This is a genomic window from Paraburkholderia tropica (assembly GCF_014171495.1).
Taxonomy (GTDB): Bacteria; Pseudomonadota; Gammaproteobacteria; order Burkholderiales; family Burkholderiaceae; genus Paraburkholderia; species Paraburkholderia tropica.
This window is the reverse complement of record NZ_CP049134.1, coordinates 1,256,531-1,279,821: the sequence shown is the minus strand read 5'-3', so window position 1 is coordinate 1,279,821 and position 23,291 is coordinate 1,256,531. Positions and strand designations below refer to the sequence as shown.

At 64.9% G+C, this 23,291-nt stretch carries 17 protein-coding genes and 1 tRNA gene; 6 read left to right on the top strand and 12 right to left on the bottom strand.

All coding sequences use genetic code 11. The features are described from left to right. Positions 1–68: 68 nt before the first annotated feature. Positions 69–145: transfer RNA gene (locus G5S35_RS05755), tRNA-Met, on the bottom strand. Between the two features lie 147 nt (positions 146–292). Then, the gene (locus tag G5S35_RS05750; protein WP_183038726.1) at positions 293–829 is read right to left on the bottom strand and encodes a PadR family transcriptional regulator; all 537 of its coding nucleotides are present in this window, start codon (positions 827–829) and stop codon (positions 293–295) included. 235 nt (positions 830–1,064) lie between these two features. On the opposite strand from G5S35_RS05750, the gene G5S35_RS05745 reads away from it, so the two are divergent. Continuing rightward, the gene (locus tag G5S35_RS05745) at positions 1,065–2,054 is read left to right on the top strand and encodes an NAD(P)H-dependent flavin oxidoreductase (protein WP_065060288.1); all 990 of its coding nucleotides are present in this window, start codon (positions 1,065–1,067) and stop codon (positions 2,052–2,054) included. An 88-nt stretch (positions 2,055–2,142) separates the two neighbouring features. On the opposite strand, the gene G5S35_RS05740 is transcribed toward G5S35_RS05745, so the two are convergent. Continuing rightward, the gene (locus G5S35_RS05740; protein WP_065060289.1) at positions 2,143–2,763 is read right to left on the bottom strand and encodes a 2-hydroxychromene-2-carboxylate isomerase; all 621 of its coding nucleotides are present in this window, start codon (positions 2,761–2,763) and stop codon (positions 2,143–2,145) included. 80 nt (positions 2,764–2,843) lie between these two features. Here G5S35_RS05740 and G5S35_RS05735 point away from each other — a divergent pair, with 80 nt between their 5' ends. Together G5S35_RS05735 and xth are read left to right on the top strand one after the other, a co-directional pair. Continuing rightward, positions 2,844–3,572 (top strand): SDR family oxidoreductase, encoded by a 729-nt coding sequence (locus tag G5S35_RS05735; RefSeq protein ID WP_065060290.1) that lies wholly within the window; start codon positions 2,844–2,846, stop codon positions 3,570–3,572. Positions 3,573–3,735: 163 nt separating this feature from the next. Continuing rightward, complete coding sequence (gene xth / locus G5S35_RS05730) at positions 3,736–4,521, top strand: exodeoxyribonuclease III (protein ID WP_065060291.1); 786 nt, start codon at positions 3,736–3,738, stop codon at positions 4,519–4,521. Between the two features lie 75 nt (positions 4,522–4,596). Here xth and G5S35_RS05725 read toward each other — a convergent pair whose 3' ends face one another. From G5S35_RS05725 to glnA, 4 genes are all read right to left on the bottom strand, one after another. Beyond that, complete coding sequence (locus G5S35_RS05725; protein WP_074984399.1) at positions 4,597–6,678, bottom strand: prolyl oligopeptidase family serine peptidase; 2,082 nt, start codon at positions 6,676–6,678, stop codon at positions 4,597–4,599. A 102-nt stretch (positions 6,679–6,780) separates the two neighbouring features. After that, the gene (gene ntrC / locus G5S35_RS05720) at positions 6,781–8,355 is read right to left on the bottom strand and encodes a nitrogen regulation protein NR(I) (protein ID WP_183038725.1); all 1,575 of its coding nucleotides are present in this window, start codon (positions 8,353–8,355) and stop codon (positions 6,781–6,783) included. 40 nt (positions 8,356–8,395) lie between these two features. Further along, the gene (glnL, locus tag G5S35_RS05715) at positions 8,396–9,538 is read right to left on the bottom strand and encodes a nitrogen regulation protein NR(II) (protein ID WP_065060294.1); all 1,143 of its coding nucleotides are present in this window, start codon (positions 9,536–9,538) and stop codon (positions 8,396–8,398) included. A gap of 185 nt (positions 9,539–9,723) precedes the next feature. After that, positions 9,724–11,139, bottom strand: coding sequence for a type I glutamate--ammonia ligase (gene glnA, locus G5S35_RS05710; RefSeq protein WP_065060295.1), 1,416 nt, complete (start codon positions 11,137–11,139; stop codon positions 9,724–9,726). Positions 11,140–11,643: 504 nt separating this feature from the next. On the opposite strand from glnA, the gene G5S35_RS05705 reads away from it, so the two are divergent. Next, complete coding sequence (locus G5S35_RS05705; RefSeq protein ID WP_065060296.1) at positions 11,644–12,111, top strand: rhodanese-like domain-containing protein; 468 nt, start codon at positions 11,644–11,646, stop codon at positions 12,109–12,111. A 145-nt stretch (positions 12,112–12,256) separates the two neighbouring features. Here the strand turns inward: G5S35_RS05705 and G5S35_RS05700 are convergent, their stop codons facing one another. The 5 genes from G5S35_RS05700 to hrpA all read right to left on the bottom strand — a co-directional run bounded on the left by G5S35_RS05700 (position 12,257) and on the right by hrpA (position 21,266). Then, positions 12,257–13,114, bottom strand: a complete 858-nt coding sequence (locus G5S35_RS05700; RefSeq protein ID WP_074984397.1) for a competence/damage-inducible protein A — start codon at positions 13,112–13,114, stop codon at positions 12,257–12,259. 34 nt (positions 13,115–13,148) lie between these two features. Beyond that, complete coding sequence (locus G5S35_RS05695) at positions 13,149–13,982, bottom strand: EI24 domain-containing protein (RefSeq protein WP_065060298.1); 834 nt, start codon at positions 13,980–13,982, stop codon at positions 13,149–13,151. Positions 13,983–14,170: 188 nt separating this feature from the next. Next, positions 14,171–15,199, bottom strand: coding sequence for a sterol desaturase family protein (locus G5S35_RS05690; RefSeq protein ID WP_065060299.1), 1,029 nt, complete (start codon positions 15,197–15,199; stop codon positions 14,171–14,173). 29 nt (positions 15,200–15,228) lie between these two features. Beyond that, the gene (locus G5S35_RS05685; protein WP_065060300.1) at positions 15,229–16,269 is read right to left on the bottom strand and encodes a YVTN family beta-propeller repeat protein; all 1,041 of its coding nucleotides are present in this window, start codon (positions 16,267–16,269) and stop codon (positions 15,229–15,231) included. Between the two features lie 200 nt (positions 16,270–16,469). Then, entirely contained in the window at positions 16,470–21,266 is a 4,797-nt protein-coding gene (gene hrpA, locus G5S35_RS05680) for an ATP-dependent RNA helicase HrpA (protein ID WP_237181350.1), read from the bottom strand. A 23-nt stretch (positions 21,267–21,289) separates the two neighbouring features. On the opposite strand from hrpA, the gene argA reads away from it, so the two are divergent. Together argA and G5S35_RS05670 are read left to right on the top strand one after the other, a co-directional pair. Continuing rightward, a complete protein-coding gene (gene argA / locus G5S35_RS05675) occupies positions 21,290–22,693 on the top strand; it encodes an amino-acid N-acetyltransferase (RefSeq protein ID WP_065060301.1) in 1,404 nt (467 codons plus the stop codon). Between the two features lie 42 nt (positions 22,694–22,735). After that, positions 22,736–23,011, top strand: a complete 276-nt coding sequence (locus G5S35_RS05670) for an oxidative damage protection protein (RefSeq protein ID WP_065060302.1) — start codon at positions 22,736–22,738, stop codon at positions 23,009–23,011. The last annotated feature ends 280 nt before the right edge of the window (positions 23,012–23,291 follow it).

The following is a 23,291-nucleotide window of genomic DNA, read 5'->3' as shown; positions in this document are numbered from 1 at the left end:
ATTTTCCTACGGGCAAAACAGCGCGATTCCGTGATACACAAGAAACCGGCTGCAAGCCTTGACGGTATTGGTTGCGGGGACAGGATTTGAACCTGTGACCTTCGGGTTATGAGCCCGACGAGCTGCCAGACTGCTCCACCCCGCGTCCGTCAGAGAAAAGAATTATAGGACCACGATTCCTTTACGTCAACACTTTTTTCATCATCGTGTTCATGCGCCACCTGGTGCGATCGTTGCCCCACCCCATTACTTCGGCATCCGAATCATATTCAAACGGCGTGCGCACCGGGATTCAAGCCGCTTCATCGCCCACGATCGCACGCAATTCCTCGGCCCACGCAAGCCACTGGGTCTGCGTCTGAATACCCGCCTTGAGAATCGCATACTGCAATTGCTGGGCACGCGTGAGCTGCGCCGCACCGAAGTCGCGCCGCTCGATCTCGCGATAGGTCTCCAGCCGCGCGCTCGCCTCGTCGATCAAGCGCCGCAATTCCTCGCCGAGCCCCAGCGGACCAATCACCGCATCCGCCCGCAGCTTGAGCAGGAACACGTTGCGATCATCCACGCCGAGCCGCGTCTTGCGCACCCAGCGCGCGACTTCCTCGCGCCCGACGGGCAGCACCCGGTAAATCTTCTTGCGCGACGCCGCCGCGCCCTCCTCGACCACCGTCACCCATCCCGACGCGACCATGCGGCCGAGTTCGCGGTAGATCTGCTGATGCGTAGCCTGCCAGAAGTAGCCGATGGCCCGGTCGAAGCGCCGGGCAAGGTCGTAGCCCGACGACGGCTTTTCGAGCAGGGCGATGAGGATGGCGTGAGGAGTCGACATGCGGCGATTCTAAACCACGCCTCCCGCGCCGCCGCCCTGGTTCCGTCCCGAATATCTCCCGCCACGAATCTCCCGCCGCGGTTCCGAACGCGTCCCGAGAAACAGCACTATGCAACTGGTTGCATAGTGCTGTCGCCTTTGCTATGTTTAGCCCTGCCGGCGCGTGCAAGCGCCGCCCTACGAACAACGCGTCGGCGCCCATCGCGGGCCGCCGCCATCATCAAGGAGATAAGGGATGTCCCTGCCCGCCGTGCTGCGCCGTGGCCTGTCGATTCCGGTCGTCGGCTCGCCGCTCTTCATCATCTCGAACCCCGATCTCGTGATCGCGCAGTGCAAGGCAGGCGTGGTCGGCTCCTTCCCGGCGCTCAACGCGCGCCCCGAGCACGTGCTCGGCGAGTGGCTCGACCGCATCACCACCGAACTCGCCGAATACAACGCGAAGCACCCCGATCGCCCCGCCGCACCGTTCGCGGTGAATCAGATCGTCCACAAGTCGAACGATCGGCTGCAGCACGATCTGGGGATCTGCGCGCAATACAAGGTGCCGATCGTCATCACGTCGCTCGGCGCGCGCGAGGAAGTGAATCAGGCGGTGCATAGCTGGGGCGGCATCGTGCTGCACGACGTCATCAACAATAAGTTCGCGAAGAAAGCCATCGAGAAAGGCGCCGACGGTCTGATCGCCGTCGCGGCCGGCGCGGGCGGTCATGCGGGCACGCTCTCGCCGTTCGCGCTGATTCACGAGATCCGCGAATGGTTCGACGGCCCGCTGCTGCTCTCGGGCGCGATCGGCAACGGCAACGCGATTCTCGCCGCCCAGGCGGCGGGCGCGGACCTCGCGTATATCGGCTCGGCCTTCATCGCCACGCAGGAAGCGAACGCCGTCGAAGCCTACAAGCAGATGATCGTCGACAGCGACGCCGCCGATATCGTCTACTCGAATCTCTTCACGGGCGTGCACGGCAACTATCTGCGTTCGAGCATCGTCGCGAGCGGCCTCGATCCGGACGCGCTGCCGGAATCGGATCCCACGGCCATGAATTTCGGCTCTAACCGCGTGAAGCCGTGGAAGGACATCTGGGGTTCGGGCCAGGGCATCGGTGCAGTGAAAGCGATCGTGCCCGCCGCCGATCTGATCGCGCGTCTGAAGCGCGAATACGATGCGGCGCGTGAGCGGATCGGCGTGATGTCGGCGAGCGAAGCCGAAGCGCCCGCCGCGGCCTGATACGCGGCACGCGACAGGCACCATCGAAACGGGGAAGCGCATGTACCGCATCTGCGCTCCCCGCTCTGCCGCCAAGGCCGCTACAACACTACGCGCCGCCTTTCACGCGCACGATTTCGTCTTCGACATCGCGCAGTTGATCCTTCCCAAAGAACATCTCGTCGCCGACAAAGAACGTGGGCGCACCGAACGCACCGCGCTCGAACGCCCGTTGCGTATTCGCGAGCAGGCCCGCTTTCACATCGGCGTCGGCGAGCAGCGTTTCAAAACGCGCGACGTCGAATCCATCGGCTTGCAGCGTGGCGCGCAGCACGTCGGGATCGTCGAGCTTGAGGCCGTCCTCCCACATATGCGCGAACATGCGATCGACGTAACGTTCGAACACGCCCTCGCGCTGCGCCGCCACCGCGCCACGCATGATCTGCAGCGTATTCACCGGAAAATGCGGATTCATCCGGTACGCACTGAGGCCGTGCTTCGCGATAAACCGCTTCATCTCCACGAACAGATATTTGCGCTTGTTCTCGATCTGCGCGGTGCTTTCGGCCGGCGAGCGATTGCCCGTCATCTTGAACAGGCCGCCGAGCAGAATGGGCACATACTCGAAGCGCACGCCGTGACGCGCCTCGATCGCGGGAATGATCTTGTGGCTCAAATAAGCATTAGGACTGCCAAAGTCAAACAGAAACTGCACGCTGATGTCCTGCATTGTCGCTCCTCCATGCGTGTGTGAATTCGTTTGACGCATATTCCTCCATGCAGGCAAACATGACAAGGAGACAAACCACCATGACGCAAAAGAAAGCCGTGCTCGTGATCGGCGCAGGCGATGCAACCGGCAGCGCAATTGCCCGGCGTTTCGCACGCGAAGGCTATATCGCCTGCGTGACGCGCCGCCATGCCGACAAGCTCGCGCCGCTGGTCGCGCAGATCGAAGCCGAAGGCGGCATCGCGCACGCGTTCGGCTCGGACGCGCGCAAGGAAGAGGACATGATCGCGCTGTTTGCGGAGATCGAGGCGAACATCGCGCCCATCGAAGTCGCGATCTTCAATATCGGCGCGAACGTGCGTTTCAGCATCACCGAAACCACGGCGCGCGTGTATCAAAAGGTGTGGGAAATGGCCTGTTTCGCGGGCTTTTTGATGGGACGCGAGGCGGCGAAAGTCATGCTGCCGCGCGCGCGCGGCTCGATCTTTTTCACCGGCGCGACAGCAAGCGTGCGCGGACGCGCGGGCTTCTCCGCCTTCGCGGGCGCGAAGCACGCGCTGCGCGCGCTCGCGCAATCGATGGCGCGCGAACTCGGGCCGGAAGGCGTACACGTTGCGCAGATCATCGTCGATGGCGCGATCGATACCGAATTCATCCGCGAGAATTTTCCGGAGCGCTACAAGCTCAAGGAGCGCGACGGCATTCTGAATCCCGACCATATCGCCGACGCTTACTGGATGCTGCATCAGCAGCCGCGCGATGCGTGGACGCATGAACTCGACCTGCGTCCGTGGTTGGAGGAATGGTGAAATTTGCGCCCTTCGCGCGCGGGTTGACTCATGATCGCCCGCAGCCAGGTATGATGCGGGAAACGCCGGTTCGCGGCGCGCGTCCTTTCGCTTGACGCACGCGCGGCCGCCGGCCCGATTTGTCGCGCCTGCTTCACCGCGCTCATTACCTGTTCAGCAACTCATGAAAATCGCCACCTGGAACGTCAATTCCCTGAAGGTCCGCTTGCAGCACGTTATCGACTGGCTCGGCGAGAGCAAGGTCGACGTGCTCTGTCTTCAGGAACTGAAGCTCACCGACGATAAATACCCGCGCGCCGAACTCGAAGCGCAGGGTTATCGCAGCTGGTTCACCGGCCAGAAGACCTATAACGGCGTGGCCATTCTCGTGCGCGACGGCCTGAACGTCGACGAAAGCAGCGTCGTGCGCAATATTCCCGGCTTCGAAGATCCGCAGCAGCGCGTGGTTGCCGTGACGGTCGAAGGCACGCGCATCGTGTGCGCGTATTTCCCGAACGGTCAGGCGCCGGGCAGCGAAAAATTCGCGTACAAGCTCGACTGGCTCAACGCGATGCACGACTGGCTCGCCGCAGAAATGCAGCAGTATCCGAAGCTCGCGCTGCTCGGCGACTACAACATCGCGCCCGAAGACCGCGACGTGCACGACCCGAAAGCGTGGGAAGGCCAGAATCTCGTCTCGCCCGAGGAGCGCGCGCAGTTCCAGCGGCTCATCGCGCTCGGTTTCGTCGATGCGTTCCGCCAGTTCGAGCAGCCGGAAAAACTCTTTACGTGGTGGGATTACCGCATGTTCGCGTTCCGTCGCAACGCGGGCTTGCGCATCGACCACATTCTGCTTTCGCCCGCGCTCGCGACCACGCTCATCGCGTGCGAAGTCGACAAGGTGCCGCGCAAATGGGAGCAGCCGTCCGACCACACGCCGGTCATCGCCGAAGTCACGCTCGCGGCCTGAGCGCGCCGAATAGCCGCGCGCGAACACTCAAGCGCGCGGCGAACGTGAGGCGCGCACGCGCCTCACGCTGATCTTTCACCACGTCCCGCCGAGCGTGGTCCAGAGGAAGCGATAAACGAGCGCATCGTACTGCGCGCGTTCCAGCGAATCGCTGCCCGGCCCGTGGCCGCCTTCCGTGTTCTCCAGATACCAGACGTTCGCGTGCCCCTGCTCCTGCATGCGCGCGACCATCTTGCGCGCGTGCGCGGGATGCACGCGATCGTCGCTCGTCGAGGTCGTGAACAGCACCGGCGGATACGCAATGCCCGGCTTCACGCGTTGATACGGCGAGTACGCCGCGAGCGCGGCGCCTTCTTCGGCATCCTCGGGATCGCCGTATTCGTCCATCCACGATGCGCCCGCATGCAGCAGCGGATAACGCTCCATGTCGAGCAGCGGCACTTCGCAGACCACCGCGCCGAACAGCTCGGGCCGCTGCACCATGCACGCGCCGACCAGCAGCCCGCCGTTGCTGCCGCCCTTGATGCCGAGTTGCGGCGCGCTCGTATGGCCTTGCGACACCAGCGCCTGCGAGACGGCGATGAAGTCGTCGAACGAACGCTGCCGATGCTCGCGCTGCGCCTGTACGTGCCACGCCGTGCCGTATTCGCCGCCGCCGCGGATATGCGCGATCGCGACGATGCCGCCCTGCTCCAGCCAGCCGATGCCCGAGCCCACGAGATACTGCGGCGTCAGCGCGATCGAAAACCCGCCGTAACCCGTCAGCAGACACGGCAGCGGCTTGCGGGCGTCGCCTTCGAGCGCGGCGCGCGGACCGACGACCGTGAACGGCACCATCGTGCCGTCGGCCGAGCGGGCGTGCGAGCGGATCACCGTGAACGGCCCGGCGTCGAATTGCGTGGGCCAGCGGTCGAGCAATTCCCAGTTCTGCAGATCCTGCTGCGCGAGATCGGCGAGCCAGTATTCAGGCGGCAGCAGATAGTCGTCGACGTCGACGAACACTTCATCGTTGAGCGTGTCCTCGATCGGCGAGACATCGACCTGCGAACTCGCGCGGCCCGGAAAGCGGCGCGAATGCCACGTCCACGCGCCTTCGTGCTCGATCGGCTGCCAGAGCATCGTGCGGCTTTGCACGTCGTCGAGCCAGGACACGATCAAGACGTTTTTCGTATTGGTCCAGTCGCATGCGGACGTCACGGGCGTCGGCGTAAAGAGCGGCGTGAACGTGCGCTCGCCGGCCACGAACGCGTCCTCGCGGATCGCGAGCAGCGAACCGCCCGCATACGTGTGCGCGCCGATCGTCCAGTCGAGACGCGGTTCGAGCATGAGCCAGCCATGCCACGCGCCCACGGCCACGTGCGCAGGCACGTCATAGAGTTGCCATTCGCCGCGCTCATCCAGGCGATAGGTATGGGAATCGAAGAAGTCGACCGCGCGCACCACGTCGTGGCGTTGCTCGACCGGATCGTAGTCGCCCTCGACGCTGATGTCGTCGAACTCGCCACGAAACACCACGGGCGCATCGACGAGGCGCGTGCCGCGCGTCCAGCGCCGCACCTCGCGCGGATAACCCGAGCGCGTGAGCGTCTTCTTGCCGTGATCCCAGCCGACGTAAACCGTGTCGCGATCGATCCACGAAATCGTGTGCTTGCCTTCCTTCTCGATGCAGAAACCGCCATCGACGAACACGCGCCGTTCGAGATCGAACTCGCGCACCGTGACGGCGTCTGCGCCGCCATCGGAAAGCTGGATCAGCGCGCGGTCGCCATCGGGATACAGAATGTCGATGCCCGCGCAGACCCACGGCATGCCTTCAGCCGCGCCGAGCGCATCGAAGTCGAGCAGCGTTTCCCACACCGGTTGATGCGCGCGCCAGTCGGCCCATTTCGCGCGGCGCCACAGGCCCTTCGGATTGTCCTCGTCTTCCCAGAGATCGTAGGCCCATTCGAGCCAGCGGCTCGGAATCACCGGCCGTTCGCGCGGCAGATAGGCTTGCGCGAGGCGCTTCTCCAGCGCGTCGAAGCGCGCGCCGCCCTGCCACGCAGCACGCGTGCGCGCGTTCTGCGCCTCGACCCACGTCATGGCGGCGGGGTCGTCGAGCGATTCGAGGGAGAGAAAGGGATCGGCCTCGGCGGGCCAGGGAGAAATCACGGGCATGTTCGATCGTCTGCAAGAAACCAGCGTCGATTATGCCCCAGCGCGTGAGCCGGCACGCGTACGGTGCATCGGCCCGCCTGGAGCCGATGCACCGTGCCCTGCTTATTCCAGATTCAATTCCTGGATCTTGCGCGTGATGGTGTTGCGGCCGATGCCGAGGCGCTCGGCAGCCTCGACCTTGCGACCGCGCGTGAAGTCCAGCGCCTCGCGGATCACGGCCGCTTCGAAACGGCGCGAGAGTTCGTCCATGACGTCGGCGCTGTTTTCGCGCAGCAGGCGCGCGACCTCCGTGCGCAGGCCGCTTTCCCACACGCTCACCGCGAGCGCCGCCGCAGCGGCGACGCCGTTCGCCGCGGAGAAACCGCCCACCGCTGCGCCAGCCGCGCCGCCGAATCCCGGCACGCTCGCCGCGCCCGGCACGCCGCCCACGGCACCGGCGCCCGCCGCCGCGCCATCGTATGCGACCGCGCCGGCGCTGGCCAGTTCGCCCGAACCCGCCGCGCCCTCGCCCGCCGCGATATGCGACAGCAGCAGATCCGGCGGCAGATCCTTGATTTCGATGGTCTGCGCGGGCGCCATCACCGTGAGCCAGTTCGCGAGATTCTCGAGCTGGCGCACGTTGCCCTGAAACGGCAGCGACGACATATACGCGAGCGCTTCGTCCGACACGCGCTTGGGTTCCACGCCCAGTTCGCGCGCGCTCTTTTGCAGGAAGTGACGCGTGAGCAGCGGGATATCCTCGCTGCGCTCGCGCAGCGCCGGCAGACGCAGGCGGATCACGTTGAGGCGGTGATACAAATCCTCGCGGAACAAACCCTGACGCACGCGCGTTTCGAGATTCTGGTGCGTGGCCGCAATCACGCGCACGTTGGCACGCAGCGGATTGTGACCGCCCACGCGATAGAACTGGCCATCCGAGAGCACACGCAGCAGACGCGTTTGCAGATCGAAGGGCATGTCGCCGATTTCATCGAGAAACAGCGTGCCGTTCTCGGCTTGCTCGAAGCGGCCCTGGCGCATCGCCTGCGCACCCGTAAACGCGCCGCGCTCGTGGCCGAACAATTCGGATTCCAGAAGATCTTTCGGAATGGCCGCGGTGTTCAGCGCGATAAACGGACCGTTCGCGCGTGGGCTATGTCGGTGCAAGGCGCGCGCGACAAGCTCCTTTCCGGTGCCCGACTCGCCCGTGATGAGCACGGTCGCCGCCGAGTGCGAAAGACGGCCGATTGCGCGGAACATGTCCTGCATCGCGGGCGCCTGGCCCAGCATCTCGGGCGCTTCGGCGGGACGGTCGTCCCACTGCTGTTCACCGCGCATGCTTTCGTCAACGGCGCGGCGAATCAGCTCGACGGCCTTGTCGACGTCGAAGGGCTTGGCGAGATATTCGAATGCACCGCCCTGGAACGCGGCCACCGCGCTGTCGAGGTCGGAGAACGCCGTCATGATGATGACGGGCAGTCCCGGCAGACGCTCGCGCACGGTCTGCAGGAGTTCGAGCCCCGAGCCGCCTGGCATGCGGATATCGGAGACGAGCACCTGCGGGCTGTCGTGGTCGAGCGCGCTCGCGGCTTCGCGCACGTTCGAGAAGCTGCGGGTTGCGAAATTTTCGCGTGCGAGTGCTTTTTCGAGCACCCAGCGAATCGATTGGTCGTCGTCAACTATCCAGATCGGCTTCATAAGGTCGGTCAGAAGTCTTGGTGGCTTGCGGGTCGTGAGATCAGTTGTCGAGCGGCAGCAAAATCTGAAACTCGGTATGACCGGGCCGGCTTTCCACTTCGATCAGGCCGTCGTGCTGTTGCACGAAAGTCTGCGCGAGCGTGAGGCCGAGACCGCTGCCATCCTCGCGTCCGGAGACGAGCGGATAGAAGATGCGGTCGCGAATATCCTCGGGAATGCCGGGGCCGTTGTCGATGATATGCAAGTCCAATGCCAGCTTGCACAGGCGTTTTGAAATCGTGATCTTGCGGGCGATGCGCGTGCGCAATTCGATGCGCGCGTCGCCCTGCGAAATGCGTTCGCGCAGCGCCTGCGCCGCGTTGCGCACGATGTTGAGGAGCGCCTGAATCAGTTGCTCCTTGTCGCCGCGCAGGTCGGGCACGCTCACGTCGTAATCGCGCTCGATCGTGAGGCCGCGCGGAAACTCCGCGAGTATCACGGCGCGCACGCGCTCGCAGACTTCGTGAATATTCACGTCGCCGACGATGTGCGGATGACGATGCGGTTCGAGCAGCCGGTCGACGAGCGTCTGCAGACGGTCCGACTCCTTGATGACCACCTGCGTGTACTCGCGCAACTCGCCACGCTCGAGCGTGCCGAGTTCGAATTCGAGCAGCTGCGCCGCGCCGCGAATCCCGCCGAGCGGATTCTTGATTTCGTGCGCGAGATTGCGGATCAGATGCTTGTTGACCGTCGCGAGGTCGTGAATGCGCTCCTCGCGGTCGGTGCGGATATGCCGCTCGTTCTCGAACAGTTCGAGCAGCACGTAGTCAGGCGCGCTCTCCAGAAAGCCGACGATCGCATGCACATGCAGCGATTCACGGCCCGGCCGTTCGAGCGAGGCGTCGAGCCGCGTCGCGTGAAAGCGGTGTGCGGCAATCGACGCGATGGTTTCGAGCAGTTCGTCGGCATTCGAGAACAGATCGGACCACACCATCTGCGAAAGCTGCCGGCGCGACAGATCGAGCATCGCCTCGGCCGAGGGGTTCGCGAACGCCACGCGCAGGCTGCGCTTGTCGAGCACGAGCACGACGGTGGGCAGCGCCTCGAAGCCGGGCAAGAGACCCGACTCGACGAGCGGCGCGTCGTCCGAAAGCGGCTCGGCGTGGCCCTTTCTTGCCTTGATCAGATTCTTGAGCACCATCTTGCATGGCCGGCCGCCACGCGGCGCACCGGCTCCCTGTCCCTGTCGTTGAGTGACGGCAACGCGGCGAGCGGACCAACGAAAAAGGGACGGCACCGCCGTCCCTTCGTGACCGATCGCCGATGTCGGATGGACACTTCGCTGCGCGGTTGCGAGCGAAGCGCCATCGTCGATTACAGCGCGCTTTACAGCGAGTAGTACAGTTCGAACTCGACCGGGTGCGTCGTCATGCGCACGCGTTGCAGTTCGCCTTCCTTCAGTGCGAGGTAGGCGTCGATCATCGAATCCGTGAACACGCCACCGCGCGTCAGGAACTCGCGATCCTTGTCGAGCGCTTCCAGAGCCTGGTCGAGGCCGGCGCAAACGGTCGGGATCTTTGCATCCTCTTCCGGCGGCAGGTCGTACAGGTTCTTGTCGGCGGCTTCGCCCGGATGGATCTTGTTCTGCACGCCGTCCAGACCTGCCATCATCAGTGCCGAGAAGCACAGGTACGGGTTGGCCATCGGGTCCGGGAAGCGCGTTTCGATACGGCGACCCTTCGGGTTCGAGACGTGCGGAATACGGATCGACGCCGAACGGTTGCGTGCCGAGTAAGCCAGCTTGACCGGTGCTTCGAAGTGCGGAACCAGACGCTTGTACGAGTTCGTCGACGGGTTCGTGATGGCGTTCAGCGCGCGAGCGTGCTTGATGATGCCGCCGATGTAGAACAGCGCGAATTCCGACAGACCTGCGTAGCCGTTGCCTGCGAACAGGTTCTGGCCGTCCTTCCAGATCGACTGGTGAACGTGCATGCCCGAACCGTTGTCGCCAACGATCGGCTTCGGCATGAACGTCGCCGTCTTGCCATACGTGTGCGCCACGTTATGGATGATGTACTTCATCTGCTGCGTCCAGTCCGCGCGCTGAACCAGCGTCGAGAACTTCGTGCCGATTTCGTTCTGGCCCTGGCCAGCGACTTCGTGGTGGTGCACTTCGACCGGGATGCCGATCTGTTCGAGCAGCAGACACATTTCCGAACGGATGTCCTGGAACGTGTCGACCGGCGCGACCGGGAAGTAGCCGCCCTTGACGCCCGGACGGTGACCCGTGTTGCCGCCTTCGAATTCCTTGCTCGACGACCACGGTGCTTCTTCCGAGCCGATCTTGACGAACGAGCCCGACATGTCCGTGTTCCACTGGACCGAGTCGAAAATGAAGAATTCGGGTTCCGGACCGAAGAAGGCCGTGTCGCCGAGGCCCGTGCTCTTCAGGTACGCTTCAGCGCGCTTGGCGAGCGAGCGCGGGTCGCGCTCGTAGCCCTTGCCGTCAGCCGGCTCGACCACGTCGCAGGTCAGAACCAGCGTCGACTCTTCGTAGAACGGGTCGATGAAGGCCGTGTTCGCATCCGGAACGAGCAGCATGTCCGAGGCTTCGATGCCCTTCCAGCCGGCGATCGACGAACCGTCAAATGCATGACCCGACTCGAACTTGTCTTCGTCGAAGTGCGACAGCGGAACCGAGACGTGTTGCTCCTTGCCGCGCGTGTCGGTAAAGCGGAAGTCGACAAACTTGACGTCTTCGTCCTTGACGAGTTGCATGACGTCGGCCACGGATTTACTCATAACCTATTCTCCTGATTAACGATTTCGGCGAACGCTGCCGCCGTCCCAATCCTTGTTAGTCGCCGGTTGCTGCCCGGCCCGCTTGCGCAGACCGGCTGCGAACGATCGCGACAGATAAAGCAGCTTCCGTGCCAAGTAAGCGCCAGCCTGGCACAAACCCAATGCCGACGCGCACCTGGACGAAAAACCCGCGCCTCGTCGGCGAGCAGGCTCGACGACCGGGGCGCCTTCATGCACCAACTCCGTGCGATCCCGAATTTGGCGCGTGAAACTCACTTTATTATGGTGCATAACGGCATTCTTGCACCAATGTTGCGCAAAAACCTTGCGGCCGCGCGAGCGGACCGCCTGCGCCCTGCCGGCATCGCGATGACGCCGCCCCGCAAGCGGTCATGCGCGCGCCGTCGTTGCGCGAGTATGCCCCGCAATGCGGGGTTCCCGCACTCATGCAGCGCGCTAGAATGATTCTTTGGACCGATCACGCATCTGAGGAGATCCGCTGTCATGAGTACGCTCGAACAATTGCACGCCCAGGCCGACCAGCGCCGCGTCGAGAACCAGTTGCCCTACGCCGGCGCACTGTCGCCCGCCGAGGCGTTCGAGCTTCTGCAACTCGATCCGCGTACCCGGCTCGTCGACGTGCGCACGCGCGCCGAACTCGACTGGGTGGGCCGCCCCGTGATCGGCGACGGCCAGTATGCCCACGTCGAATGGACACGCTACCCGGGCGGCGTGCCGAACACCGACTTCATCGCCCAGCTCAAGAGCGCCGTCAGCGACACCGACGCGCCCGTGCTGTTCCTCTGCCGCAGCGCGGCCCGCTCGAAGCTCGCGGCCATCGAAGCGGCCAAAGCCGGCTTCACGCACGCCTACGACCTGCTCGAAGGCTTCGAAGGCGACAAGAACGCCGAAGGCCATCGCAAGTCGGTCACGGGCTGGTGCTTCCGCGGCCTGCCTTGGCTCGGCGCCTGATTCGTCCCGACTCAAACCGCCCGCCCGACCGGCCCGCACGCGCGGCGCCCGTCCAGCGGGCCACTCTGAGCGCCCCATGTGACACGCCGATGATGCGGTTGGCGTGCCCTTCAAGCGCCTCAAGCGCTTCGAGCACCTCGCAAACTCAGAACCCGGCGCGCGGACCGCTGCGACGCTCGCGATCCGGCGCGTCCTCGCCCGCCTCGGGCGGCTCCACGACATCGCCGCCCAGCTGGTGCACACCCTCGCGCAGCTTCACGAACGCCGCCGCCACCGCCTCGGGCTCGCCCTTCACACCCAGATCGATGTGCCGACGCGCGTAAATGCCGCCGCGCTCCGTGTCGCCCACGCTCGGCAGGCTGAACACGCGCACGCCCGGAAAATCGTGCTCGATACGCTCCATCAGCGGCGTGATCGTCGATTCCGGCAACTCGAACACCAGCAGCGACTTCTCCGCATGCGGCGTCTGATGATGCAGATGCGCGTATTTCGTATCGAGCACCCACTCGATCATCGGCCACGCCATCACTGGAAAGCCGGGCACGAAATAGTGCTCGCGAATCGAAAAGCCCGGAATCTTGTTGTAGCCGTTCGGAATGATCTCGCAGCCCTGCGGGAAGGTGCCCATCTGGAAGCGATGCAGATTCTCCGGCGACGCGAAATCGATCGGATCGGCGCCCGTGTGCATGTCGCGGATACGCTCGCTGATCGCCGCCTCGGCGTCAGGGTGCAGCGCGAGCGGCAGGCCCAGCGCGGCCGCCGCGCACTGGCGCGTGTGGTCGTCGGGCGTCGCGCCGATGCCGCCCGTGGAAAACACGATATCGCCCGATTCGAACGACCGCTTGAGCGTGGCCGTGATGCGCGCCGGATCGTCGCCGACGTATTCGGCCCAGTCGAGCGCGAGGCCGCGCGCGCCGAGCAGTTCGATGACCTTCGGCAGATGCTTGTCGGTGCGACGGCCGGACAGAATCTCGTCGCCGATGATGATGACGCCAAATGCCATGAGTTGCCTCGTCGAGGAAATGAGATGAAGGAGTTCAGTGGACGATGGTGATGTCGTGCCCGCTATGCTGCGTCTCTTCGTGACGCAGGCGCTGCAGCGCGCGCAGGCAGTAATGACCGAACCAGAGCGCCGTGAACACCAGAATGAAAGCGTAGATCCAGATGGTCAGCGCGGCCACCACCGGGAAAAGCAGCACGAGCCAAGCGGACGCGACCCAGATCGCCGTCGGCAGTGAGCCGAGCAGACCGCTCGCCACGCCGATCGCCAGCAGCGGCAGACGATGGCGGCGCACAATCTCGCGGCGTTCCTCGGCGCTTGCGTGCAGCGCGAGCGCGTCGTAAGTCATCACGCGATACGTGAGCCAGCCCCACAGCAGCGGCGGCACGAGCACGCAGAACGGCGGAATGAACCAGAACGGCAGCGTCACGATCAGCAACACGATGCACAGCAGCGTGGTCCAGAGCGAATGCGCCATGCTGCCGAACCAGCTGCCGCCGCGCCGCGGCTCCAGGCCGGCATACTGCCGAGCCGTGAGATGGCGAATGACACGCGGCATCGCCACGGCGACGATCAGCAGCAACACCGTGATGACGATGAGCGGAATCGACAGGATGATGACCACGAACGGCCCGATCATGCTGCGCAGCGCGCCGAAACCGAGCGCGTCGAAGACGTGATAGAGCCAGGACATCGCCGGCCAGTTTTCGAACGTGATCCGCACCGCGTCGATGAGCGGCTGCCAGAAGATATAGAGCACGACGCCCCACGCCCCCGCCGCCACGAGGAACGGCACGATGGTCAGGAGCAGCATGGCGGGATGGAACACGCCGGAAAGCGCGCGGCCAAGCGAGCGCAGCAAGTCGTTCATGCGAGCGGGAAAGTAGCGGAGAGACGGGGAAGCGTCACGAAACCGGTGGCGTCACTGCGACAAAACGACAGCATAAACCACGGCGCGCCGCTCGGGCGAAACGAGCGCAGGCGCGGCGCAGGCACGTGGAGCGTAGCGCTTTCGTCAAGAAGTCATGAAGCGCAGCGCCGGAAGGCGGCGCGAAGCGCTCAGGCAACGGAAGTATCGTCGCGGGCGGCGGCCTTGTTGCGCCCGCGTGCACCAAGCCGGCGCGCGATGCGCCCGAACGCCAGCCCCTGCTGCACCCAGAATCCCTCGCCGTAGCGCACGCCTTCGAGCTGGTCGCGAATGCCCGTGGGTTCGAGTTCGCGATTGAACGACGCACTGCCGAACAGCATGTCCCACCACGGAAACAGCACGCCGAAGTTGCAGCCGTAGGTGGTGCCTTCGTGGCCATAGCCGATGGCGTGATGGCGGCGATGAAAGCGCGGACTCACGATCAGCCGCTCGCCGAGCCAGCCGAAATGCGCGCGGATATTGGCGTGCTGGACGTTCTGCACGAAGTTCGTGAGCGCGACGAGCACCACGAACTGCGCGGGCGGCACGCCAATCACGAGCGCGATGGCGGCGAACATGCACGACTGCATCAGCACGTCGAGCAGATGGTTGCGGTTATCGCACCAGAACGACATCCGGCGCTGGCTGTGATGCACGGCGTGCAGCTCCCACCAGATGCCGTAGCGATGCGAGAGCCGGTGATACCAGTAGCCGAAGAAGTCGAGCACGATCAGATAGATCGCGAACGCCACGATGGGCTGCGTCGTCACGCCGGGCCAGAGATTGTCGATATCGACGCTCATCACGCCATGCAGACGCAGCCAGCCCTGCGCGCGGTCGAACACCGGCTGCATCGCGAAGAAGAACAGCAGATTGAGAATGCCGAGCCGCGTGATCCACGTGTAGACGGCGTCCACGCCCACGCCCTTGCGGTCCTGCCATTTTTCCGCGGGCATCAGCGCTTCGAGCGGACGCAGCAGCGCGTACATCACGCCCACTTCCAGCACGCCGACGATCACCCAATAGAGCGCGTCGAATGCGTCTTCGTCCACGTTCATCAGACCGAAGCGGAACAGCAACGGCTGGAGAACGTTCACGTAGACCAGCGTCTGGAGCCACGACACGCAGTCGTCGGCGCCGGACGCGAGCCATTGAATGCCGGAATTCAGCAACGCGAGCATGGGCAAACGCTAGCAGAGTCCGCCGGTTGTCACGCGCCGTTCGGCGACATGACCGGCGCGCGGTCGAAGAAGTAGATACCGTGCGGCGAGCGGCCCACGGCAATCGTCTTGATGAGCTTTTTCGTCTGCATGTCGATCAGACCGATGCGCTTCGCGAAACGGAACGTGACCCACAGATAGCGCTTGTCGGCAGTGAGCTCCATGTCGTCCGGTCCGGGCAGCAGGCCGTTGATCTCGCCCACTTTCTCCAGCGACTCCTCGTCGAGAATGCTGATGACGTTCGAGACGCGGCTCGACACCAGCACGTGACGACCGTCCACCATCGAGCGGAAGTTGTGCGCCGCCTTGCCCACCTGAATCGTCTTGATGACCTTCTGGTTGCGCCAGTCGACGACCGCGACGTAGTCGGCGCCGGTCATGCCGACGAGCAGGTATTTGTCGCCGGGCGTGAGCCACAGGCCGGCCGGCGCGGCACCCACTTTCATCTTCCAGAGCACTTTCTGCGTGGGCAGGTCGACGGCCGCGATCTCGCCCGACACCTGCAGCGAGACGAACACGATATTGCTGTCCTTCGTGAACGCGAGGTGGCTGGGCATGGCCGAGAGCGGCAGGCGCTTCGCGACCGTGAAATTACCGGCGCCGCCGTAGTGATAGATGTCGAGGCGGTCGAGACGCAGGCCGGTGGTCACGAACCATTTGTTGTCCGGCGAGAAACCGAGCTGATACGGGTCTTCGATGTTCTCGATCCAGCGCTGCGCCTTGCCGGTTTTCGGGTCGACGAACAGCAGATTGTTGGACACCGAATTCGCGACGATCAGCGAGGTATTGTCGGGCGTGGGAAACAGGTGATGCGGCTCCTTGCCCGTGGGCACGGTGCCGACGACTTCGTGCGTCTTGTCGTCGATGAGGCTCAGCGTGGCTTCGCCGGAGTTCAGCACGATGATGTTGTTCGCGTGCGCGATACTCGGCATGGCCGTGGCCAGCGCGGCGCCGACCAGCGCGGAGGAGGCAAACACGGCGGCGCGTTTGGCAAAGCGACCGGCGGCACGGCGGAATTCGTTTTTACGCATGAAGAGTCGTTCCCAGGCAGATCCGTGATTGTAGAACGCTTACCGCTTCGCAAGGTTGACGTAGGGCCCATGAAATACAACGGGGCGCGAAATTTCGCGCCCCGCTCCCGCCTTTTTCGTCTTTTTCTTCTGCCTTTGCGGGCCGATTGTCATGATTGTTATGGCCCGCAAAAATCAGCGTGACGACTACGCGATCGGCCTCATCGCTGCATCGATTCCCACACTTTGTACAGGCGCTTCACGGAGACCGGCATCGGCGTGCGCAATTCCTGTGCGAAGAGCGAAATCCGCAGTTCTTCGAGCAGCCAGCGGAACTCCGCGAGGCGCGCGTCGAACACGCCGCCGCGTTGCGAGAGCGCGCGCTGGTACTGCTGCGCGAGCGGCTGGAATTCCGAAGCCTGGCGCGCGTCGCGGGCGGGATCGGCACGCAGCTTGTCGATGCGTAGCGCGATGCCCTTCAGATAGCGCGGGAAATGCACGAGCTGCGCGTACGGCGTCTCCAGAATGAAGCGCTTGCCGATGAGCGCGTCGAGCTGCGCCTGCATGTCGGCGGCCGGCGCGCCGAACGCCTTCGCCGCCACGAGCTTCTTCGACACCGACGCGAATTCCGCCAGAATCTGCCCGACGAGCCGCGCGATTTCCTGCGCGAGCAGCGAAAGCCGTCCGCGCCCTTCGTCCTTGCGGGCATGAAAACTCGCTTCGTCGTCGGGGAGCGGATCTTGCAGGCAGGCGCGATCGAGCGCGAGTTCGACAAGCTGATCGCGCAATTCCTCCTGCGTGGCGCGCGCCATGAACTGCATCGCCATTTCGCGCAGACCCGGCAGATTCCTCTCCAGATAGCGGATCGGCTCGCGCAACTGCAGCGCGAACAGACGACGCAGACCGGCACGATGAATCCGCGCCGCTTCCTCGGGCGAATCGAACACTTCCACGTCGCAATGCGTGGCGCGGTCGACGAGCGCCGGATAGCCGAACAGCGTCTGGCCGCCCCGGCGGATTTCCAGCAGTTCGGGCAACTTGCCGAAATTCCAGGTCGTGAGGTTTTCGTAGAGCGCCGTGGCGGGCGACGCGTCGCTCGAAGCGGGCGTGTGAGGCGCGTTGGCCTTCTTCGGCGCGCTCGCGTTCGGCACTGCGCCGGCGGCAGCGCCGCCGCTTGCATCCTTCGCGTCCTTCGCGCCCTGCGCGTGCGTTTCCAGCGCCGCCAGCGCGGTCGCGCTCGCCAGCTTCTGGAACTGCTGCTGCGCCTGCGCGCCGAGTTCCGCGCGCAACTGCGCGAGATTGCGGCCCATCGCGAGCTGGCGACCGTGCTCGTCGATCACCTTGAAGTTCATGAACAGATGCGCGGGCAGCGTCTCCAGCTTGAAATCCGCGGACTTCAGCTGGAGCTGTTTCTGCTCCCGCACGTCGATGATCAGCGCCTCCAGCAGCCCGCCCGCGCCGAAGCGCTCGCCACTCACGCGATCGGCGAAACCGGCCGCGTACTCGGGCAGCGGCACGCAATGGCGGCGCAGCTTCTGCGGCAAGGACTTCAGCAGCAGTTGCGCCTTCTCCTTGAGCATGCCCGGCACGAGCCATTCGCAGCGGCGCGCATCGACCTGATTGAGCGCGTAGAGCGGCACCGCGAGCGTCACGCCGTCACGCGGCGAGCCCGGCTCGAAGTGATACGTGAGCGCCATCGCCACGCCCGACATCGTCATGCGCTTCGGGAACAGATCGGTCGTCACGCCCGCCGCTTCGTGACGCATCAGGTCGTCGCGAGAGAGATACAGCAGCCGCAGCTTGTCCTCGGACTGGCCGCTCTTTTTCACTTCGTCGCGATACCAGCGCTCGAACGACGCGCCCGAATACATGCCCTCGGGAATCGCCTGATCGTAGAAACCGAAGATCAGTTCGTCGTCGACGAGCACGTCCTGGCGGCGCGACTTGTGTTCGAGTTGCTCGATGTCGGCGAGCAGTTTGCGGTTGTGCGCGAAGAACGGCAGCTTTGTGTCGAACTCGCCCTCGACCAGCGCGCCGCGAATGAACAACTCGCGCGCGCGCGCCGGGTCCTGCTTGCCGAACGCCACGCGGCGTCGCTGATACACCGGCAAGCCGTACAGCACGCCGCGCTCGAACGCGCTGACCTGCGCCGCGCGCTTCTCCCAATGCGGCTCGGAGAGCGACTTCTTGAGCAGATGCGCGCCCACTTTTTCGAGCCATTCGGGCTCGATCTTCGCGATGCAGCGCGCGTACAGACGGCTCGTTTCGACGAGTTCCGCCGCCACGACCCAGCGCCCCGCTTTCTTCACGAGCGCCGAACCGGGCCACAGATGGAACTTGATGCTGCGCGCGCCGAGGTAATGCGGTTCGTCGTCGGCCTTGAGACCGATGTTGCCGAGCAAGCCCGTCAGCAGCGCATGATGGATTTGCTCGTAGGTCGCGTCGGACTGGTTGATGCGCCAGCCGTGCTCGCGCACGACCGTGAGCAGTTGCGAATGCACGTCGCGCCATTCGCGCAGACGCAGATGCGAAAGGAAGTTCGCGCGGCACGCATCGACGAGCTGCTTGTTCGACTTCTTGTGCGCGACGGCGTCTTCGAACCACGTCCAGATCTTGAGCCACTGGAGGAATTCCGAGCGCTCGTCGGCGAAACGACGATGCGCCTGATCGGCCTGCTCCTGCGCTTCGATCGGCCGGTCGCGCGGGTCCTGCACCGACAGCGCGCTCGCGATCACCAGCACTTCGCGCAGCGATTGTTCGTCGCGCGCGGCCAGAATCATGCGGCCGACGCGCGGATCGAGCGGCAGCCGCGCCAGCTCGCGGCCGAGCGTGGTCAGCGCGTTGTCGTCGTCGACCGCGCCGAGTTCGTTGAGCAGCTGATAGCCGTCCGCGATCGCGCGGCCCGGCGGCGGCTCGATGAACGGGAAGGTTTCGATCGCCGTGAGATGCAGCGACTTCATGCGCAGAATCACGGCCGCCAGCGACGAGCGCAGAATTTCCGGATCGGAAAAACGCGGCCGCGCGACGAAATCGGACTCTTCGTAAAGCCGGATGCACACGCCGTCGGCGACGCGCCCGCAACGGCCCGCGCGCTGATTCGCGGCGGCCTGCGAGATCGACTCGATCTGCAACTGCTCGACCTTGTTGCGGTACGAATAGCGCTTCACGCGCGCGAGGCCCGTGTCCACCACGTAGCGGATGCCAGGCACCGTCAGCGAGGTTTCGGCCACGTTGGTCGCGAGCACGATGCGGCGCGCGTTCGACGCCTTGAACACGCGCTCCTGTTCCTGCGCCGAGAGCCGCGCGAACAGCGGCAGGATTTCCGTGTGCGGCGGATGATGCTTGCGCAGCGCTTCGGCGGCGTCGCGAATCTCGCGCTCGCCGGGCAGGAACACGAGCACGTCGCCCGAGCCTTCGCGGCAGAGTTCGTCGACGGCGTCGACGATCGCGTCCATCAGATCGCGGTCGGTGTCGCGCTGCGATTTCTTCGCAGGCGCACTGCCCTGTGCGTTCTTCACGGCCGGACTGTCTTCCTGCACCGGGCGATAGCGCACCTCGACCGGATACAGACGCCCGCTCACCTCGATCACCGGCGCGGGCTTTTCGTCGCTGCCGAAATGGCGCGCGAAACGATCCGCGTCGATGGTCGCCGAGGTCACGATCAGCTTGAGATCGGGCCGGCGCGGCAGGATTTCCTTCAGATAGCCGAGCAGGAAATCGATGTTGAGGCTGCGTTCGTGCGCCTCGTCGATGATGATCGTGTCGTAGGCCTTGAGCAGCGGATCGGTCTGGGTCTCGGCGAGCAGAATGCCGTCGGTCATCAGCTTGACCGACGCGCCCGCCGCCAGATTGTCCGTGAAGCGCACCTTGTAGCCGACCACTTCGCCGAACGGCGTGCCCAGTTCCTCGGCGATACGCCGACCGGTCGCCGACGCCGCGATCCGGCGCGGCTGCGTGTGGCCGATCAGGCCGGAGCCGCCCGCGCCGAGACCGCGCCCGAGCGACAGCGCGATCTTCGGCAACTGCGTGGTCTTGCCCGAACCGGTTTCGCCGCTGACGATCACGACCTGATTGTTCGCGATCGCGCGTGCGATTTCCTCGCGGCGGCCGGAGACCGGCAGCGCCTCGGGAAAGGTGATCGGCGGGATCGGATTCGGCGTGACGTTCGCGCGCGGCGCGCGTTCGCGGCGCTCCTTGCGCTCGCCTTCGGGACGCGGCGGGCGGTCTTCGCGGGCCGTCTGCGGGCGATCGGTTTGCGGTTTGGCCGGACGCGCGGCGTTGGCCGGCTTGCGCTGAGCGGCGGCTTGCGGGTCACGCGGGGTTTCCGTGCGCTCGGCGCGGGGTTCGCGGGGTTCGCGCGCTTCACGTTGATCGCGCGGCTGACGATCGCCGCCGCGCGAAGCCTCGCCCGACTGCGGCGCACGCGGCGGCTTATGCGCCGCGTTGCGCGCTTCGTCCGTCCGCGACTCGCCTTGCGGCGCTCGCCGAGATTGATCACGCGCGGGCGCGCGAGCCGCCTGGCGATCGTCGCGAATCTCGCGCGGCGCTTGCGCAGGCGCATCGGCTTTCTGCGGCGTTTTCTGCGGCGTTTGCGGCGAAACGGGCTGCGGAACTGATTGAGAAGCGGCTTGAGAAGCGGCCCGAGCAACCGGCGACGGTTTTTGCGCCGTCACCGGCGTCTGCGTTTTCACGGCAGGCGCGTCCGGCAGATCCGGCGCATGCGGCACCACCGGCGCCACATTCTTTTCACTCCGTGTTTCACGCGGCGGCTGCGCCTCGGCCGGCTTCGCGGCGGGCACCTGTTTCCCACGCTGATCCTGCACGCGCGCGCCACCGAGCGCGCCGCTGCCCATCAGCGCGGCGAGCCGGTCCAGCGACGCCGGTTTCTGCGTATCGCCCTGCGCGCCGCCGTACTTCTGCGCGCCGCGCTTTTCCCGCGCGCCGCCGTGCGCGGCGTCATCGCCGGAAGGGGTGTTGCTGCCCTGCCCCGAGGCAGGTCTTTTGGGTACATTCGACATGGGGGCGCATTATAATCCCGGGCATGAATTCCCAAACCGACCTCGTCCCCGCCACCCAAGGCGCGCCGGCCGCCGCCGCCGCCTCGGACCCCGCGTCCCAGCAAGCCGCGCAGCAGGTGGCACAGCACGCGCAGTTCGTCGACTGGATGCGATCGGTCGCGCCCTACATCCACGCATTCCAGGGCAAGACTTTCGTCGTCGGATTCGGCGGCGAGGTCGTGCACCAGAACCTGCTCAACGCGCTCGTCGCCGACATCGCGCTGCTCCAGGCCATGGGCATCCAGATCGTGCTCGTGCACGGTTCGCGCCCGCAGGTCGAAGAGCAGATGAGCCTGCACGGCGTGGAGTCGGAGTTCTCGCACGGCATGCGCATCACGAATGCCCGCGCGCTCGAATCCGCGAAGGAAGCGGCCGGCGAAGTGCGTCTCGACATCGAGGCCGCGATCAGCCAGGGTCTGCCGAACACGCCGATGGCGCACGCGCACATCAGCGTCGTGTCGGGCAACTTCGTCACCGCGCGCCCGGTCGGCATTCTCGACGGCGTCGACTTCCAGCATACCGGCGTGGTCCGCAAGATCGACGCCGACTCGATCCGCCATTCGCTCGCGAGCCGCAAGCTCGTGCTGCTTTCGCCGCTCGGCTTCTCGCCCACGGGCGAGGCGTTCAATCTGTCGATGGAAGACGTCGCGTCGGCGGCGGCCATCGCGCTGCGCGCCGACAAGATCGTGTTCCTCACGGAGACGCAGGGTCTCATCGACGAGGAAGGCGGGCTGATCCGCGAAATGTCGCTCGACGACGCCTACCGCCTCCAGGAAGGCGGCACCGTGCTCGGCGACGCGGGCTTCTATCTGAAGCACTCGATTCGCGCCTGCCGCGGCGGCGTCGGCCGCGCGCACATCATTCCCTACGCGCTCGACGGCGGCCTGCTGCTCGAACTGTTCCTGCACGACGGCGTCGGCACCATGATCTCGTACGAGAATCTGGAAAGTCTGCGCGAGGCCACGCCCGACGACGTCGGCGGCATTCTCACGCTGATCGAGCCGCTCGAAAGCGACGGCACGCTGGTGCGCCGCGGCCGTCACCAGATCGAACGCGACATCGACCATTTCTCGGTGATCGAGCACGATGGCGTGCTGTTCGGCTGCGCCGCGCTGTACGCGTACTCGCAGGAACGCATCGGCGAAATGGCGTGCCTCACCGTCTCACCCGAAGCGCAAGGTTCCGGCGACGGCGAGCGCCTCTTGCGCCGCATCGAGCAGCGCGCCCGCGCGCGCGGCCTCACGCGCATCTTCGTGCTCACCACGCGTACGGAACACTGGTTCCTCAAGCGCGGCTTCGTCAAGGCCACGGTCGACGACCTGCCCGAAGACCGCCGCCGCCTCTATAACTGGCAGCGCAAGTCGCTCGTGCTGATGAAACAGCTCTGAGCGCGCCGCCCATTCCCCATACGACTACAGGAGAAGCACAGCATGGCCCGTATGATTCAATGCGCGAAGCTCGGCAAGGAAGCCGAGGGTCTCGATTTTCCGCCGCTGCCGGGCGAACTCGGCAAGCGCATCTATGAAAGCGTGTCGAAGGAAGCCTGGCAGGGCTGGCTCAAGCAGCAGACCATGCTGATCAACGAGAACCGCCTGAACATGGCCGATCCGCGCGCGCGTCAGTACCTGATGAAGCAGACCGAAAAGTACTTCTTCGGCGAAGGCGCCGATCAGGCGTCGGGCTTCGTGCCGCCGACGCAAGGCTGATTGTCCGCCCATCCGCGCGCCGATCCGGCCCTTTGCCGATCGACACCGTGGAAAGCCTTGCAAAAACCGCGCCTCGTGCGCGGTTTTTTTACGCGCGTTTTATGCCATTCGTCATCGCGACCAACGTTTTTTGCTGCACCGCGAAATCGCCGGAATCCCTTGCCGCATAAGGGCTGGCGCGCCTCCCCGGCGTCCCGGCTGACGGGCCGGTTTGCACGATCTTCCGTTATCGTGCTATCATATCGCTTCGTTCAACAGGCATTAGCCATCAATTGCATTC

What these genes read in the sequence shown, in the direction of transcription:
- argA (WP_065060301.1), top strand. Translation starts at nt 21,290, where the DNA reads ATGAATTCCCAAACCGACCTCGTCCCCGCCACCCAAGGCGCGCCGGCC.
- G5S35_RS05700 (WP_074984397.1), bottom strand. Translation starts at nt 13,114, where the DNA reads ATGGCATTTGGCGTCATCATCATCGGCGACGAGATTCTGTCCGGCCGT.
- G5S35_RS05750 (WP_183038726.1), bottom strand. Translation starts at nt 829, where the DNA reads ATGTCGACTCCTCACGCCATCCTCATCGCCCTGCTCGAAAAGCCGTCG.
- G5S35_RS05690 (WP_065060299.1), bottom strand. Translation starts at nt 15,199, where the DNA reads ATGCTCGCGTTGCTGAATTCCGGCATTCAATGGCTCGCGTCCGGCGCC.
- G5S35_RS05695 (WP_065060298.1), bottom strand. Translation starts at nt 13,982, where the DNA reads ATGAACGACTTGCTGCGCTCGCTTGGCCGCGCGCTTTCCGGCGTGTTC.
- ntrC (WP_183038725.1), bottom strand. Translation starts at nt 8,355, where the DNA reads ATGAAGCCGATCTGGATAGTTGACGACGACCAATCGATTCGCTGGGTG.
- G5S35_RS05735 (WP_065060290.1), top strand. Translation starts at nt 2,844, where the DNA reads ATGACGCAAAAGAAAGCCGTGCTCGTGATCGGCGCAGGCGATGCAACC.
- hrpA (WP_237181350.1), bottom strand. Translation starts at nt 21,266, where the DNA reads ATGTCGAATGTACCCAAAAGACCTGCCTCGGGGCAGGGCAGCAACACC.
- G5S35_RS05745 (WP_065060288.1), top strand. Translation starts at nt 1,065, where the DNA reads ATGTCCCTGCCCGCCGTGCTGCGCCGTGGCCTGTCGATTCCGGTCGTC.
- G5S35_RS05685 (WP_065060300.1), bottom strand. Translation starts at nt 16,269, where the DNA reads ATGCGTAAAAACGAATTCCGCCGTGCCGCCGGTCGCTTTGCCAAACGC.
- glnL (WP_065060294.1), bottom strand. Translation starts at nt 9,538, where the DNA reads ATGGTGCTCAAGAATCTGATCAAGGCAAGAAAGGGCCACGCCGAGCCG.
- G5S35_RS05725 (WP_074984399.1), bottom strand. Translation starts at nt 6,678, where the DNA reads ATGCCCGTGATTTCTCCCTGGCCCGCCGAGGCCGATCCCTTTCTCTCC.
- glnA (WP_065060295.1), bottom strand. Translation starts at nt 11,139, where the DNA reads ATGAGTAAATCCGTGGCCGACGTCATGCAACTCGTCAAGGACGAAGAC.
- xth (WP_065060291.1), top strand. Translation starts at nt 3,736, where the DNA reads ATGAAAATCGCCACCTGGAACGTCAATTCCCTGAAGGTCCGCTTGCAG.
- G5S35_RS05705 (WP_065060296.1), top strand. Translation starts at nt 11,644, where the DNA reads ATGAGTACGCTCGAACAATTGCACGCCCAGGCCGACCAGCGCCGCGTC.
- G5S35_RS05670 (WP_065060302.1), top strand. Translation starts at nt 22,736, where the DNA reads ATGGCCCGTATGATTCAATGCGCGAAGCTCGGCAAGGAAGCCGAGGGT.
- G5S35_RS05740 (WP_065060289.1), bottom strand. Translation starts at nt 2,763, where the DNA reads ATGCAGGACATCAGCGTGCAGTTTCTGTTTGACTTTGGCAGTCCTAAT.